Here is a 15,197-nt window from a genome sequence, read left to right as displayed (position 1 = left end):
TCCCTGCGGGGTCTCCCCACCGTCAGGCCCGAGGCGGCTCCGAACGGAACGCCGGCGGGACGGCGCCGTTCCGCGGCGCGTTGCCACATTCCGCGCACGTCAGGCCGGTATCCACGGCCGTCCAGGGAGTGAGCATTGGCTGACCGCAGTGTCAGGACACCGGTCCCGGCGACGGATTCGATTGCAGGTAGTCGCATCCCCGCCGCGGCCTCGCGAAATGCGAAAAAGCAGCCACGAGCAGGACGGATCGTCCGCGGCGTCGTCGGCGTCGTGATCTTCCTCCTGATCGGCGAGGTGATCGGCCGGATCGGCCTCGTCGACCGTTCCTACCTGCCGCCGTCATCCACCGTTCTGGCACGGGCCGCCCGTCTCATCACGGACGGCGGTTTCCTCCAGGACATCGGCTGGACACTCACCGCCTGGGCCGTCGGACTGCTCATCGCGGCCGTGATCGCGGTGCCCGCCGGCCTGCTGCTCGGCAGCCTGCCCTTCGTGAACTCCGCCGTCCGGATGCTCATCGAGTTCCTGCGGCCGATCCCGGCGGTGGCGCTGATCCCGCTCGTCATTCTGATGATCGCCGAGCAGGCGCAGATCGAGCAGACGCTGGCGGCGTACGCGGCGCTCTGGCCGATCCTCATCAACACGATCTACGCCGTCGGCGACGTCGACCCGGTCCCCCGCGAGATGGCGCGGTCGTTCGGCATGGGCCGGCTCGTGATCCTCACCCGTGTCGCGTTGCCGAGCGTCGCGCCGTTCGTGGCGACCGGCATCCGCGTGGCGTCCTCGATCGCCCTCATCGTGACCATCAGCACCGAGCTGATCGCGGGCGGCGGGGAGCACGGCATCGGCATCTTCATCCTCACCGCGAGCGCCGACGCCGGCCGGGCCGACGTCGTCTTCGCGGCGGCGGGGATCGCGGGCCTGCTCGGGTTCCTCATCGACCTCGCCATGCGCACCCTGGAACGGCGCATGTTCCGCTGGCACTTCGAGCGTCTCGGGAGGGCCGCATGACAGCCTCCACCACCACGCCGGCGGCCGTCGCGGCCGCGCCGCGCAGGACCAGGCCGTTCGGCCGGTCCGGGCCGACGGGGCTGCTCCTGCGGTGGATCGTCTTCGCCGTCGCGGTCGCGCTCTGGCAGCTCGCGACGTACGTCGCGGTGCCCGAGGACGACAAGATGTTCTTCCCCGCCCCGACGGTGATCGCCAAGCGGATGTACGAGCTGTGGCTGACCGGTCCGGCGAGCCACCTCTTCCTCACGCCGGCGGCCACCGGCAACATCCTGCCCAGCATCGGGCGGATGCTCGCCGGCTGGGGCATCGCGGTGGTGATCGGGGTCGGGCTGGGCGTGCTGCTCGGGCGGTCGCGGCGGCTGCTCGACTACGTCGACCCGCTGATCCAGTTCTTCCGCGCCATCCCGTCGCCCGCGCTGATCCCGGTGTTCATCGTCCTGTTCAAACTCGGCCTGACGATGCGGCTCGCGGTGATCGTCTTCGGGGTGCTCTGGCCGATCCTGCTGAACTCGATCGACGGGGCGCGCTCGGTCGAGCCGCTGCAGCTGGACCTGGCGCGCGTGTTCGCGCTGAAGCGGTTCGAGCGGTTCCGGCTGATCATCATGCCCTCCGCAGCGCCGAAGATCTTCGCGGGCCTGCGGGTCAGCCTGTCGATGTCGATCATCCTGATGGTGATCTCGGAGATGGTCGGCGGCACGAACGGCATCGGCTACACCCTCTACACCGCCAAGGACTCCTTCCAGCTGCCGGACATGTGGTCGGCCATCGTGCTGCTCGGCATCCTCGGGTACACGCTCAACGCGCTGCTGCTCTGGGTGGAGCGGCGGCTGCTCGCCTGGCACCGCGGCGCCCGCCGCGTGGAGCCGTAGGGGTCCCGGACGACGAGAGCGGCCCGCCGGTGACCGGCGGGCCGCTCTTCTTCTTTCCGGCGATCAGGGACCGAGGTAGTCGGGATCGGTCATGATCTCGATCAGCGACGGCCCCGGGTGCGTGCGCGCCTTGGCCATCGCCTCGCCGAGCTCGGCGGCCTGGTGGATCCGCTGGCCGAACACCCCGTACCCGCGGGCGATCGCGGCCACGTCGACGCCGGACAGGTCCTTGCCGGGGAACTCGCCGCGCTCGACGGCGGTCCCGCCGTACCGCCGCAGCGCGGCCGCCACGGCCGCGTACGACTCGTTGTTGATCACGACGAACGTCACCGGGATCTGGTAGCGGGCGGCCACCCAGAGGCCCTGCGGCCCGAACTGGAACGCTCCGTCGCCCAGCACGGCCACCACCTCGCGCTCCGGCAGGCCGAGCTTGACGCCGAGCGCGGCGCCCATCGCCCAGCCGAGCGACCCCGAGGACGTCGTGTAGTACTGGTGCGGCGGGTCCTGCGGAAGCCGCCGCAGGAGGATCGCGCCCGTGGTCGTCGCGTCACCGACGACGGTCGTGTTCTCCCCGACCTGCTCGGCGAGCGCGTCGGCCACCGCGGCGACGTTCTCGACGCCCTCCGGCTCCGGCGGCAGCGGCCCGGTGTCGGCGAGGTACTCCCCGCGCGCCTCGTCCACCCGGCCGGCCCGCGCGGCCAAGCCGTCGCGCGGGAGCGCCTCGAGCAGCGCGGCCAGCGCCAGTCCCTCGTCGGCGACGATGCCGGTGTCCACACCGTAGATGTGACCGATCTCGGCGGCGTCGGAATGGATGTGGACGACGCGGGCGCCCTCGGGCACGTCGGGCCGTACCGGCGTCTCGAACTCGGTGAAGCAGCGGCACCCGGCGAAGACGATCAGGTCGCTGTCGCGCACGGTCGCGCGGCGGGCGTCGTACAGGCCGGCGAAGTTCGGGTGGGACGTGGGGAAGCCCGGCCGCTCGTAGGTCCGCCGGTCCTCGTTGACCACCGGCACGCCGAGCCGCTCGGCGAGCGCGATCAGGTCGCCGACGGCCCCGTGCCGGGCGACCTCCGCCCCGGCCACGAGCAGCGGGCTGGCCGCGGAGGCCAGCAGCGCGGCCGCCTCGCGGATCAGCTCCGGGTCCGGGGCCGTACGCGCGCGGGGACGGTATCGCTGCGGGTCGGGCACCGGCGCGGTGCAGGTGTCGTTCATCAGGTCCTGCGACAGACCCACCCATGTCGGCCCGGCCGGCTCGGTGAGCGCGAGCCGGAAGGCGCGGTTGAGGTCCGCCGGGATGTCCTCGGTCCGCAGTGACTGCCACTGCGCGCGCACGTAGGGCTCGACCAGGCGGCCGGTGTCCGGGACGCACGTGAAGCTGCGGTGCGACTGGAGGAGCGCGGGTTTGAGGCCGGTGAGCACGACCACGGGCGAGTGCGCGAGCCGCGCGGCGTTCAGGTGGCCGAGGCTGTTGGCCAGGCCGACGTGCGTGTGCAGGTACGCGACGGCGGGCTCGCCGGTGACCCGCGCGTATCCGTCGGCCGCCGAGACGGCGATGGACTCGTGCGGGGTGAGGACGACCTCGAAGTCCGGGTGATCCAGCGTCGCGTCGAGGAAGGCCGCCTCGGTGCTTCCCGGGCAGGTGAAGACGCGGCGCACGCCCCAGGCGCGCAGCGTCTCGAGCACGGCGCGCCCGCCGCTGCGGCCCGCCCCGGTCACGCCGTCCTCCCGGCGGCCGGTACGGACCGGTGGTCCGCACGGCCGTGGTTCGCCTGGAGTCGGTGACGAAGCGTCGCCGGGCGGGCCGGCGTCGGGACGGAAATCGGTGGGACTGGGAACATGACCCTCTTTTCCTCTGGTGCCGACGGCCGTACCGGTCCGGCGCACGCCGTGGCCGAGCGTCCACCCCGCGCGCGGGCCGGGCCGCGGAACTGCTGTGTTCGCCAACGGCCCTTCAGTGCGCCTCGGATGCTATAGCACCCGATTCATCACGAATAAGGGCGACTTGTCCCGTGACTGCATCCATGACTGAAGGCCTTCCAGGCGTGACAAAAACGTGATCAAGACCACACTCAGCGCAGGCTTTGTGCACTCTCCGTAGCGAACGTCCTGAACGTCCGCATCTGTTACCAAATTTGCAGATGGTACCCAGACATGCCGATGTGGCAGCCCTATACTCTGGCCCGGCCGTTAACCAGTGACCTGAAGCCGGTGTTCGACGCGTGCCCCCTCCCCTGCGCACGCCGACTAAGGGTCCGGCGCGAATCCCTCTCGAGGAGTTCCATGAAAATACGTCGCTGGACTCAAGCGACAGCCCTTGCCATGCTCGCCGTTTCGGCTTTCACCGCCTGCGGCGGCTCGGACTCGAACAAGAGCTCGAGTGGGCTGGAGAAGACCAACATCAAGGTGGGCGTGCTGCCGATCCCGGACGCGGCGACCGTTTACCTGGCGCGCTCCAAGGGCTACTTCAAGGCCGAGGGCCTCAATGTGACGCCCACGATTCTGACCAATGGCTCGGAGACGATTTCCCGGGTCATGTCGGGCGGGGTCGACTTCTCCTACAGCGCCTACATCCCGATCGTCCAGGCCGCGACCCAGGGCGTGAAGCTTCGGGTGGTGACCGACGGTTACCAGGGGCGCAGCAACCTGTATCCCCTGATCACCTTGCCGAACTCCCCCATTCACAACGCCAAGCAGCTCGTCGGCAAGAAGATCGGCCTCATCAACACGAAGGGCTTTCCGTCCCTGCTGACCAATGCGGCGCTGAAAAACGCGGGAGTGGCCCCCGACCAGGTCCATCTCGTCGAGATCCAGTACCCGAACATGCCGGCGGCGCTGCAGAACCACTCGATCGACGCCGCCTTCATGACCGAGCCCTTCCTGAGCCAGTCACAGCAGAAGTTCGGCGCCCGCGTCATCGTGGACACGATGGCCGGTCCGACGGCCGACCTTCCGGTCGGCGGTTACCTCACGTCGCAGAAGTTCGCGAAGCAGAACCCGAAGACCGTCGCGGCCTTCCAGCGGGCGATGGCCAAGGCCCAGCAGGCGGCGACCGACCGGAACCAGGTCGGACAGATCCTGCCGACCTATGTCAAGGGCCTGTCGCCGCAGGTGGCGCAGACCATCACGCTCGGCGTCTACCCGGCGTCCCTGAGCAAGACACGGTTGCAGCGGGTCGCCGACCTCATGACCGAGCTCGGCGTCATCAAGCAGCACTACGACGTCTCAGGCGTCCTGCAGTAAGTCCTTCGGGCGTTCGCGCATGACGTCGCCGGTCGTCCCGCCCCACCCCTCCGCGGGACGGCCGGCCTCCGCCACCGGCGGAACTTGACGGCTTTCGTAAGGTGTTCTGTCGTGTCCCGGGGCAGTGGCACGAGACTTGCATCCCGCGAGACTTGCATTGCAGGATGCATCTCCTATGTCGCAGTTGCCGGGGCTACGTTATTATTGGCGCTTCCGTTACTCGGAGCTGCGGGGTTCATAATCGTGCTTGAAGTGCTGAAACTCACTCACACGTACGGCGAACAGACGGCTCTGGACGATGTCTCGTTCGAAGTCGGCGAGAACGAGCTCGTCAGCATCGTGGGCAAGTCCGGCTGCGGGAAGTCGACTCTGCTGCGTGCCGTCGCCGGGCTGATCACCCCGACCACCGGAGAGATCCGGCTCTCCGGCCGGACCGTGGACGGCGTGCCCGACGACCTGGCCGTGGTGTTCCAGGACTACTCCCGCTCGCTGCTCCCCTGGCTGTCGGTACGGGACAACGTGACCTTCCCGCTGCGCCGCCGCGGCCTGGACAAGGCCGCCCGCCGCGCCGCCGCCGACGAGGCTCTGGAGGAGGTCGGCCTGGCGGACAAGGGCGGGAAGTTCCCCTGGCAGCTGTCCGGCGGCATGCAGCAGCGCGTCGCCATCGCGCGGGCGCTGGCCTACCGCCCGACGCTGCTGCTGATGGACGAGCCGTTCGGGTCGGTGGACGCGCAGACGCGCGAGGACCTGGAGGACCTGCTCCTGCGCGCGCACGCGGCGAGCGACATGATGATCCTTCTCGTCACCCACGACATCGACGAGAGCGTCTACGTCAGCGACCGCGTCCTCGTCATGGGCCGCTCGCCCGGCCGGGTCATGGCCGACCTCGACGTCGGGCTGCCCGCCGAGCGCGACCGCATCGAGACCCGCGAGCTGCCGGAGTTCGTCCACCTGCGCTCGGAGGTCGGGCGTCTCGTGCGCGACAACGCCGTCCCCGCCTAAGCCTTGAAGGCGCTCATCGTCGGCGCCGGCATCAGCGGTCTGACGTCGGCGCTCAGCCTGCACGCCGCGGGCGCAGAGGTGGTCGTGGTGGACGCGGTGCGTGCCCTGCTGCCGCTCGGCGTCGGCATCAACCTCCAGCCGCACGCCGTACGCGAGCTGACCGAACTGGGGCTCGGCGACGCCCTGGCGGCGACCGGGATCCCGACCCGCGAGATGCTCCGCATGGACCGGCACGCCAACGAGATCATCGCCCACACCCGTGGCGTGCACGCCGGCTACCGCTGGCCGCAGTACTCCATTCACCGCGGTGAGCTGCAGATGCTCCTGCTCGACGCGGTGGTGGAACGGCTCGGGCCCGCGGCCGTACGGACCGGGCTGGTGTTCGAGTCGTTCGCCGAGGACGCCGACGGCGTCGAGGTGTGCCTGCACGCGCGTACGGGCGGCGCGCCGGTGACGCTGCGCGCGGACGTCCTGATCGGCGCCGACGGGCTCTCCTCGGCCGTGCGCCGCCGGCTGCATCCCGGTGAGGGCCCTCCGCTGTGGAACGGCATCCGCATGTGGCGCGGCATCGCCGAGGCCGATCCGTACCTGACCGGCCGCAGCATGATCGTCGCCGGCTCCCACCGGTCCGGCCGGCTCGTGTGCTATCCGATCTCCAAGCCGGCCGAGGACCGCGGCCGGGCGCTGGTGAACTGGGTGGCGGAGGTCCGGGTGTCGCCCGAGACCCGTGTCGAGACCGACACCGCCGACTGGACGCGCGAGGGCCGGGCCGAGGACGTCCTGCCGTACTTCGCCGACTGGCGGCTGGGCTGGCTGGACGTGCCCCGGCTGATCGCGGAGTCGCCGCAGATCCTGGAGTACCCGATGGTGGACCGGGACCCGCTGCCGTGGTGGAGCCGCGGCCGCGTGACACTGGTGGGGGACGCCGCGCACCCGATGTACCCGGTCGGCGCGAACGGCGGGTCGCTGGCCGTCATCGACGCGCGCGTGCTCGCGCTGGAGCTGTCCCGTTGCGACGACCCCGCCGAGGCGCTGCAGGCGTACGAGAAGGCGCGCCTCGACGACGCCAACGCGGTGGTGCGGGCGTGCCGCGACATGGCCGCCGACCGCATCCTGGACGTCGTCGCCGAACGAGCGCCGGACGGCTTCACCGACATCGCGGACGTGCTGACCGCCGACGAGCTGACCGCGTTGCGGGAGGGCTGGCGGCGTACGACGGACATGGACGTGGAGGCGCTGAACTCCCGGCCGTCGTGGAACCCGGTCGGCGCGGGCTGATCCGAGGCGCCGCCGGCCGAGGAGACGCCCTCTACTTGGCGTCGGCGTAGCAGGGGACCGCGACCGCCTCCATGGGGAAGCGGACCGGAGTGTCGCCGAACACCAGACGGCGGGCCTCGGCGGCGGAGTCGCGGATGGCGGTGACCACCGCCTCGGCGTGGTGCTCCGGCGCGTGCACGATCACCTCGTCGTGCTGGAAGAACACCAGGCGCGGCGCTCGCTCCGGCACGGTCTCCAGCACGGTCAGCCGGCGGCGCAGTGCCGCCAGGAGCACCGTCGCCCAGTCGGCGGCGCTGGCCTGGACGACGAAGTTGCGAGTGAACCGGCCCCGGCTGCGCACGGCGGCGCCACCGTCGTCCTGCACGGCCAGGTCGCGCCACTCGTGCGAGGGCGGCGGGCAGGTGCGACCCAACCGCGAGCGGACCAGCCGCCCGGCCTCGCCCGTACGGGCCGCCGCCTCGACGTATTCGTACGCGTCGGGGAACCGGCGGCGCATGACGGCGAGCAGCTGCGGCGCCTCGCCGCTGGTGCCGCCGTACATCGCCGACAGCAGCGCGATCTTGGCCTTGTCGCGCGCGCCGCCGAACACGCCGGCCAGCGCGGCGTACAGGTCGTTCTCGCCCGCGGCGGCGGCCAGGGCACGGTCGCCGGCGAGGGCGGCGAGCACGCGCGGCTCCAGCTGGGCGGCGTCGGCGACGACGAGCGTCCAGCCGGGATCGGCGACGACCGCGCGCCGCAGCACCTTGGGGATCTGCAGCGCACCGCCGCCGTTGGTGGCCCACCGGCCGGACACCACGCCGCCGACGACGTACTCCGGGCGGAACCGGCCGTCGCGCACCCAGGAGTCGAGCCACGACCAGCCGTGCGCGACGTGGAGCCGGGCGAGCTCCTTGTAGGCGAGCAGCAGCCCGGCCGCCGGGTGCTCGACGTTCTTGAGCACGTGCGACCGGGTGGAGGAGATGCCGACGCCCGCCGCCGCGAACGCCTTGACCACCTGCGCCGGCGAGTCGGGGTTGATCCGCTGCCCGAACGCCTCACCGATCCGGTCGGCCAGCTCCTGGAGCCGGCGCGGCCGCAGACCGGGCGCGGGACGCGGGCCCATGAGCTCGGTCAGCAGGGCATCGTGCACGTCGGGCCGCCAGGGCAGCCCGTCGTGGCCCATCTCCGCCGCCGCGAGCCCGCCCGCCGACTCCGCCGCGACCAGGAGGCGCATGCCGGTCTCGGCGGCGCGTCGCTGCTGCTCGGCGTGGACGGCGACGACGGCGTCGATGTCGTCGGCGGGCCGCTCGTCGAACAGCGTCGGCGGCCCGTCGCCGGGGACGACGTCGTCCGGCACCGCCGAGCCGTTGAGCCGGGCGAACGCGGCCCGCAGCGAGCGCGGCTCGCCGTACCGGCCGGCGTGGTTGAGCAGGAGGATCTCGGCCAGCTCCAGGTCGTGGCACCGCGCCAGGCGCACGCCCGCCCGGAGGAAGCGCGGGTAGATCCGCGCGGTCGCGGGCCAGACCCAGCGCACGCCGGCGGGGTCGCCCCGCTCCTTCGCCCGCGCCTCGCGGGCGGCGACGGCGGCGACGAGGTCGGCGACCGGCTCGGCGGGCTCCAGCGGTGCGCCGTCCTCGGCGACGGGGCACAGCACGCCTCCGTCGTCCGGCCCCTCGGCGACCGCGATCCGCATGCTCCCGATTGTGCCCGTGGCGTCCGACAGTCGCGGTCTCGGCCCTCGGGGCGTACCCGCCGGTCGCCCGTCAGGTGAGCGGAATCGTTATCTCGTCCTCCAGGGGCGGTGCCACCTCGTGCTCCCGGCAGCCGGACGCGCCGAAGCAGCGGATGCGCAGCCGCTCCGGCGTCACGTCGATCCGCAGGAAGCTCTTGAACAGCGGCGGCCCGTACGAGGCGGAGGCCGGGGACAGGAACCGCTGGTACGCCCGGCGTACCGGCAGCCGGAACCCCCGGTGGCGGTGCGGGCGCCCCGGTACGCCCAGGAGGGTCGCCACCAGCCGCGTGCGCCACGTCACCGGTGCGTTCGTCTCCCGCCTCGGCGGGATGCCGAGCCGCTGGGCGATGACCGCCGCGGCCTGCTCACTGGTCAGTTCGAACAGCCACCGCATCCGCAGCCGCCGCCCGTACATCCGGCCGTAGAAGGCCAGGCAGTCGCCGCGCAGCGGGTAGCAGCGGAAGTCGTCCTCGCCGACGCCGCCGACATTCACCTTGGGGATCGTGTGCGTGGCGTGCATGAACGCGCCGCCGCCCCCGGAGACGACGTACTCGATCGTACGGTCGCCGACCTTGACCGGATAGTGCTGGTAGTTGTGGATGTCGCCGCCGATCGCCGCCACGTAGTTGCACGCCGGGTCCTGGACGATCTCATCGACCGTGCCGCCGCCCTCGATGGGACCCGGATGGTGGGCGCCGTCGACGTACAGCGGCTTGCCGGTGATGAGGATCTTCGGCTTGGGGCCTTCGGAGACCTTCCGCAGCCACGCGCCCTGCTCGCGGTCGATGCCGCCGAGGATGCCCGTGTCGATGCCGATGATCCGGATCGGACCGGCGTCCATCATCCAGTACGGGCCGGGCTGCCCGGCCCGCTGCTCCGGCCGGGACCGCAGGCTCTCGGCCTCGGCCAGCAGCGTCTCGTCGGGAACGTCCGGGTTCTTCCAGAACAGCCGCCGCCACCAGGCGCGCGACAGCAGCCGCGGCCGGCCCTCCGGAGGCAGCTCGGGCGCGCCGCAGAAGATCCGCATGAACCCGCCGAGCCCGTCGTACCAGTCGTGGTTGCCCGGCACGGCGTAGATGGGCGCGTCGTAGTCCTTGTACGGCCGGAAGAACTTGGGTCCGTACTCGTTGACGCTGCCGGTCGGGTAGATCACGTCACTGGCGATGACGGCGAACCGCGTGTCCTCGCTCATCTTCAGGAACCCGGGCACCACGGCGTACTGCGGGGCGTCCCCCTCCCCCGTGTCGCCCAGCACCATGAACGAGAACGACGACGGGTCGTCGCGCGGGATGGCGAAGTCGGGCGGCGCACCCGCACCGAGCTGGCGGGCCACCCACCGGCGCCGCTCGTCGTTGGTCGGATCGCCGAACCGGCGGGCCAGCACGTCGTTGCGCGACCGCCAGAGGACGGCGGGGTTGAGCCAGGACAGGTTCTGGACCCGGGCCGGCATGAGGTCGGTGTAGGTCCCCGGCTCGTCGCACGACCAGCCGGCGCCGGCCGGTGAGTGACGCGAGGACAGAGGCGCAGAGGGGGGCACGGCGGCACCGTAACAGCCGTAATAGCGGCGACACGCCGTGTTCACGCCATTCCAGGCGAAAGTGCGCGGGTGGGCCGCTCAGCCGCCGATGGCGTCGAGCTCGGCGACCGCGTCGGGCGGCAGCGCCAGGTCCGCGGCGGCGACGTTCTCGCGGAGGTGGGCGAGGGTCGAGGTCCCCGGGATGAGCGCGGTCGTGGGCGAGCGCCGGAGCAGCCAGGCCAGCGCGACCTGCTGCGGCGAGGCGCCGAGGCGCGCCGCCACGTCCGTGAGCGTACGGGACTGGATCGGGCTGAACCCGCCGAGGGGGAAGAACGCGGCATAGGCGATGTTCTCGGCGGCGCACCGGTCGACGAGGGGGTCGTCCTGCCGGTTCGCGAGGTTGTACAGGTTCTGCACCGTCACGACGGGCGCGATGCCCTGCGCCTCGGTGAGCTGGGCGGCGGTGGCTCCACTGAGGCCGAGGTGGCGGATCAGGCCGTCCTCGCGCAGCTCCGCCAGGGCGCCGAACTGCTCGGCGACGGACTCCTCGCCGGTGCCCTCGGCCGACAGCCGCAGGTTGACGACGTCCAGCGCGTCGACACGGAGGTGCCGGAGGTTGTCGTGGACCTGTTTCCGCAGGTCGGCAGGCTCCAGCGAAGGGTGCCAGCCGCCGTTCTCGTCCCGCCGCGCGCCGACCTTGGTGACGATGCGCAGGTCCTCCTTGTAGGGGTGGAGCGCCTCGCGGATGAGCTCGTTGACGACGGCCGGGCCGTAGAAGTCGCTGGTGTCGATGTGGGTGACGCCCAGCTCGACCGCCTCGCGCAGGACCGCGATGGCCTGGGCCCGATCCTTGGGCGGCCCGAACACCCCGGGCCCGGCGAGCTGCATCGCGCCGTAGCCCATGCGGCTGAGCACGAGATCGTCCGCGAGCCGAAGGGTGCCGCCGGGAGCGCTGTCTGCCATGTCGTTCGCCTCTCTGGGTGTACATCTCCAACGTTGGGGTTGCAATCGCCGATGCTAGCGTTCGGGTCTCACAACCACAACGTTGCGGTTGGAAGCAGCGGTCATCCACAGGCGCGCCGTGCCCTTCCCTGGACGAAAGCAGCCACTGGACAATGGAAATGGGATGGCACACCCCGGGCGGGCGGGGTCCGTCCCCGGGCAGGGGGCTCAAGCGAGGGGGATGACACAGGGAGCGCTCAGGCGGGAGGGTTCGCTGCCTGAGTCGGTGGCGGCCTCTGGGGTTCGCTGCCTGGCGCGGGGCGGCGCACCAAGCGGGAGAAGCCGATGCCTGGGCCGGCGGCGCTCAAACGAGGCGCCGGTGAGACGGGACGGCGTCAGGCAAGAGGCGCCCTTCCCAGCCCGGTGGCATCCACCTGCCGCGCTACCGGGACGGGACGCCGAGCCCCGCGGCCTGCGCGACGGGTACGCCATGAGCAGGACGCCGGTCCGCCGCTCCAGCGCCCGGCCCCACTCCGGTCCACGCGTGGCGCGCGTCTTCGCCTCACCCGCCGGCACGCTGCCCGGCGGTCCGCTCGCCCGCCGCACCCCGCCCGGCGAGCGACTCCTCCACCACACCGCCCGGGCGGGCGACTCGCCCGCCGCACCCGCCCGGCGGGCGGCTGGTCCACCACGCCCCACGGGCGAAACAGAAGCAGCCACCCCGCGAAGCGACGTGCGATCGAGACCGAACACCGCACCTCAGCCTCCGCGACGGGTACGCCACGATCAGAACGCCGGTCCGCCCTTCCCGCGCACGGACCACCACCGGTCCCGCAGGCTCACCTTCGCCTCACCCCCGCACGCCGCCCGGCGGGCCGCTCGCCTGCCGCACCCCGCCCAACGAGCGACATGCCCACCACATACGCCCGGCGGGCGACTGGTCCATCACCCCCCACCCGCCGAGACAGATGCAGCGTGCGAAGCAGTACCCGACGTGCTATCGAGGCGCGACGGCACATCCAGGGCGGACGGGGTCGGTCGCCGGAGGCGCGACGTGAACGCCCCACCCCAGGGCGACGATCAGGGCCCCTGGTTCACGCGATGCGGGGGTGCGTGTCGTACTCGCCGGTGCGGAAGAGTTCGGGGGCGGTCTCCGCGGCGGCTTCCGGGGGTGGGCCGTGGAGCAGTGCGTCCGCGAACATGCCGACCTGGTCGGCCGGCAGCTGGAACGTTCCCTGGCAGACGCCGCCGTTCCAGATGCTCAGCACGACCACTCCGGCGTCCGGGTGGCGGCTGATCCGCAACGAGCGGTCCGGCCTGCGGCAGTCGAAGAACACGTCGCCCTGTTTGGGCAGCGGAGAGGCCCCTGGCATGGGGGCCAGTGTGGACCCGGACACCCTCCGCTGTCGAGACCCGCAAGGCGAGGAGTCAGGCCGCGACGAGGACGCGCGGGTCGTCGGCGTCGACGATGTCGGCGCCCAGCGGCATCAACGACACCGGGATGAGCTTGAAGTTGGCCAGGCCGAGCGGGATGCCGATGATCGTGACGCACAGCGCGATGCCGCTGAGCAGGTGCCCGATGGCCAGCCACAGACCGGCGACGACGAACCAGATGACGTTGCCGATGGTGCTCATCGCTCCGGCGCTCGGCTTGCGCACGACGGTCCGGCCGAACGGCCAGAGTGCGAAGGCGCCGATGCGGAAGGCCGCGACGCCGAACGGGATGGTGACGACGAGCACGCAGCAGACGATCCCCGCGAGGAAGTACCCGAGTGCCATCCAGAGCCCGGAGAGCACCAGCCAGATGAGGTTGAGCAGCGTACGCATGCTCCCTGCCTTCCCGTGTCGCGGTCGTCACAGGTGAGACGAAGCACGGGTGGCCCGCGGTTCCGGTGGATCAGCGAACTCTGGTCGCCACGTGGGAGACGCTCGTGCCGGTGCGGGGGACCCGTGCGCCGCCGATCGAGGCGATCCGGGTGCGGGCGACCAGTTCGCCGCGGGCCTTCGGCCGGACCCGTACGACGAAGCGCGCGGTGGCGGAGCGGCCCGGGCCGAGCCGGGGCAGGACGAGTGTCGTGTCGCGGCCGCCCGCGTAGCCTCCGGCGCCGCCCGGCAGTGACGTGCTGGTCCGTTCGACGCCCGCCGGGAGCGTGTTGCGTACGGTGATCTCACCCGGCGTCGCGCGCCCGCGGTTGGCCAGGCGGATCCGGTACGCGTAGGTGCCGCCGGGCCGGACCGAGTGCGGGGCCTCGATGGAGACCTGCAGGCCGTCGGCGGGTTCGGCGGCCTCGGCGGGCCGGGCGTGACGGACGAGCCGGCCGGCGGGCGTCGGCGACGGCGTGCCGGCGGAGGCGGGCGAGGTGGAGATGAGCACGCGGGACCGGTGGCGGGTCCGTGCGCGGGACGGGCGGACCGGCGTCCTGATCGTGGTGTACCCGCCGCGGAGGTGGTGCGCCCACGGCACGTAGCGGTCCGGCAGGGCACCCGCGGTGTGCCCGCCCGCGGACGCGAGAGCCGCCATCACCGGCAGCCCCACGGCGATGCCGGCCAGGACGGCGAGCGCGTGTTTCACAGTGGTCGCCCCCAGCTCCCCGATCGCACTCGGCAACGTACCCGGTGGCCGGTCGCCGTGCGGCAAAGCGCCGGGCAAGCTTCACCAGGCCGCCAGGAGAGTGTCCCCCGGCGGCAGGTCAGGCCGCGATGACCCGGAGCGCGCCGGGCAGCACCCGGATCGTCGCAGGCAGGGTGCCGAGCAGCTCGCCGTCGCCGCCGAACGGGATCTCCCGGTCGGCCTCCACGCGCACCTCGCGTCCGCGGAGCACCTCGATCTCCGGGCGGCGTACGTGCGTGCCGTGCGGCAGCTCGCGCATCACCGCGAAGAACAGGCGGCGGGGCGCGTGCCGGATGATGACGACGTCGAGCAGCCCGTCGGAGACGGAGGCGTCCGGCGCGACGTGCAGGCCGTAGCCGTAGTACCCGGAGTTGGCGGCGACGACGGTGTACCCGCGCTCCTCGCGCGTCTCTCCGTCGACCGTGATGCGGTACGCGACGGGCCGCCACGTCGCGATCGCGCGCAGCGGGCCGAGGTAGTAGGCGAGGGAGCCCGGCAGCCGGGTCAGCCGGTTGATGTGCGCGTTGGCCACCGAGTCGACGCCGCCGTACACGCTGCCGGCCACGACATTGGTCGTGCCGTCGCCGGAGGTCACCTCGATCGCGTCGATCGCCGTGGGCTCGGCCGACAGCAGCAGGTCGGCCAGGCGTTCGGGGTCGTCGGGCAGGCCGAGCTGGCGGGCGAAGTCGTTGCCGCGCCCGGCGGGCAGGATGCCGAGGACCGCGTCACTGCCCGCGAGCGCCCCGGCCAGGCCGCCCACCATGCCGTCGCCGCCCGTCGCGATCACGACGTGCCCCTTCTCGGCGGCCTCCCGCGCCAGGTCGCCCGCGTGCTCGAGGCTGCGGCTGTACTCCACCGCGACCTCGGCGCCGGCCTCGCGCAGCCGCCGCGCGACCGGGATGAGGCGTGCGGCCGGGTCACTGCCGGCGGCCGGGTTCACCACGGCGGTGAACGATCGCATGTCGGTCTCCTGTCCGGGGCCCGCGCCTGCGAGCGGGCTCTGCGCGGGATCGTACG

Annotated in this window: 13 protein-coding genes; 5 read left to right on the top strand and 8 right to left on the bottom strand. The window is 72.2% G+C overall.

What is annotated here, in order from left to right; all coding sequences use genetic code 11:
• The first annotated feature begins 270 nt into the window (after positions 1–270).
• Positions 271–1,011, top strand: a complete 741-nt coding sequence (locus tag QSK37_RS48240; protein WP_285635941.1) for an ABC transporter permease — start codon at positions 271–273, stop codon at positions 1,009–1,011.
• Positions 1,008–1,880, top strand: coding sequence for an ABC transporter permease (locus QSK37_RS48235; protein WP_285576341.1), 873 nt, complete (start codon positions 1,008–1,010; stop codon positions 1,878–1,880). The genes QSK37_RS48240 and QSK37_RS48235 overlap by 4 nt, the downstream gene beginning before the upstream one ends.
• A gap of 63 nt (positions 1,881–1,943) precedes the next feature.
• Here QSK37_RS48235 and QSK37_RS48230 read toward each other — a convergent pair whose 3' ends face one another.
• Entirely contained in the window at positions 1,944–3,596 is a 1,653-nt protein-coding gene (locus tag QSK37_RS48230) for a thiamine pyrophosphate-binding protein (RefSeq protein WP_285635940.1), read from the bottom strand.
• Positions 3,597–4,031: 435 nt separating this feature from the next.
• Here QSK37_RS48230 and QSK37_RS48225 point away from each other — a divergent pair, with 435 nt between their 5' ends.
• From QSK37_RS48225 to QSK37_RS48215, 3 genes are all read left to right on the top strand, one after another.
• The gene (locus tag QSK37_RS48225) at positions 4,032–5,120 is read left to right on the top strand and encodes an ABC transporter substrate-binding protein (protein WP_285635937.1); all 1,089 of its coding nucleotides are present in this window, start codon (positions 4,032–4,034) and stop codon (positions 5,118–5,120) included.
• 252 nt (positions 5,121–5,372) lie between these two features.
• Positions 5,373–6,122 (top strand): ABC transporter ATP-binding protein, encoded by a 750-nt coding sequence (locus QSK37_RS48220; protein WP_285635934.1) that lies wholly within the window; start codon positions 5,373–5,375, stop codon positions 6,120–6,122.
• 3 nt (positions 6,123–6,125) lie between these two features.
• Positions 6,126–7,400, top strand: coding sequence for a flavin-dependent oxidoreductase (locus QSK37_RS48215; RefSeq protein ID WP_285635927.1), 1,275 nt, complete (start codon positions 6,126–6,128; stop codon positions 7,398–7,400).
• Between the two features lie 31 nt (positions 7,401–7,431).
• Here QSK37_RS48215 and QSK37_RS48210 read toward each other — a convergent pair whose 3' ends face one another.
• The 7 genes from QSK37_RS48210 to QSK37_RS48180 all read right to left on the bottom strand — a co-directional run bounded on the left by QSK37_RS48210 (position 7,432) and on the right by QSK37_RS48180 (position 15,141).
• A complete protein-coding gene (locus QSK37_RS48210) occupies positions 7,432–9,072 on the bottom strand; it encodes a bifunctional 3'-5' exonuclease/DNA polymerase (protein WP_285635924.1) in 1,641 nt (546 codons plus the stop codon).
• Between the two features lie 70 nt (positions 9,073–9,142).
• Positions 9,143–10,648, bottom strand: a complete 1,506-nt coding sequence (locus QSK37_RS48205) for a metallophosphoesterase family protein (RefSeq protein WP_285635921.1) — start codon at positions 10,646–10,648, stop codon at positions 9,143–9,145.
• A 78-nt stretch (positions 10,649–10,726) separates the two neighbouring features.
• Complete coding sequence (locus tag QSK37_RS48200) at positions 10,727–11,590, bottom strand: oxidoreductase (protein WP_285635918.1); 864 nt, start codon at positions 11,588–11,590, stop codon at positions 10,727–10,729.
• Positions 11,591–12,663: 1,073 nt separating this feature from the next.
• On the bottom strand, positions 12,664–12,942 hold the full coding sequence (locus QSK37_RS48195; RefSeq protein ID WP_285635915.1) for a hypothetical protein: 279 nt from the start codon (positions 12,940–12,942) through the stop codon (positions 12,664–12,666).
• Positions 12,943–12,997: 55 nt separating this feature from the next.
• Positions 12,998–13,396, bottom strand: a complete 399-nt coding sequence (locus QSK37_RS48190) for a YccF domain-containing protein (protein ID WP_285635912.1) — start codon at positions 13,394–13,396, stop codon at positions 12,998–13,000.
• Between the two features lie 70 nt (positions 13,397–13,466).
• Positions 13,467–14,141, bottom strand: coding sequence for a hypothetical protein (locus QSK37_RS48185; RefSeq protein ID WP_285635911.1), 675 nt, complete (start codon positions 14,139–14,141; stop codon positions 13,467–13,469).
• Between the two features lie 118 nt (positions 14,142–14,259).
• Complete coding sequence (locus tag QSK37_RS48180; RefSeq protein ID WP_285576318.1) at positions 14,260–15,141, bottom strand: diacylglycerol/lipid kinase family protein; 882 nt, start codon at positions 15,139–15,141, stop codon at positions 14,260–14,262.
• Positions 15,142–15,197: the final 56 nt, after the last annotated feature.

It is taken from the genome of Actinoallomurus iriomotensis (assembly GCF_030269445.1).
Classification (GTDB): Bacteria; Actinomycetota; Actinomycetes; order Streptosporangiales; family Streptosporangiaceae; genus Actinoallomurus; species Actinoallomurus iriomotensis.
This window is presented reverse-complemented; position numbering and strand designations above follow the sequence as displayed.

What these genes read in the sequence shown, in the direction of transcription:
- QSK37_RS48180 (WP_285576318.1), bottom strand. Translation starts at nt 15,141, where the DNA reads ATGCGATCGTTCACCGCCGTGGTGAACCCGGCCGCCGGCAGTGACCCG.
- QSK37_RS48200 (WP_285635918.1), bottom strand. Translation starts at nt 11,590, where the DNA reads ATGGCAGACAGCGCTCCCGGCGGCACCCTTCGGCTCGCGGACGATCTC.
- QSK37_RS48210 (WP_285635924.1), bottom strand. Translation starts at nt 9,072, where the DNA reads ATGCGGATCGCGGTCGCCGAGGGGCCGGACGACGGAGGCGTGCTGTGC.
- QSK37_RS48235 (WP_285576341.1), top strand. Translation starts at nt 1,008, where the DNA reads ATGACAGCCTCCACCACCACGCCGGCGGCCGTCGCGGCCGCGCCGCGC.
- QSK37_RS48195 (WP_285635915.1), bottom strand. Translation starts at nt 12,942, where the DNA reads ATGCCAGGGGCCTCTCCGCTGCCCAAACAGGGCGACGTGTTCTTCGAC.
- QSK37_RS48225 (WP_285635937.1), top strand. Translation starts at nt 4,032, where the DNA reads ATGCCGATGTGGCAGCCCTATACTCTGGCCCGGCCGTTAACCAGTGAC.
- QSK37_RS48190 (WP_285635912.1), bottom strand. Translation starts at nt 13,396, where the DNA reads ATGCGTACGCTGCTCAACCTCATCTGGCTGGTGCTCTCCGGGCTCTGG.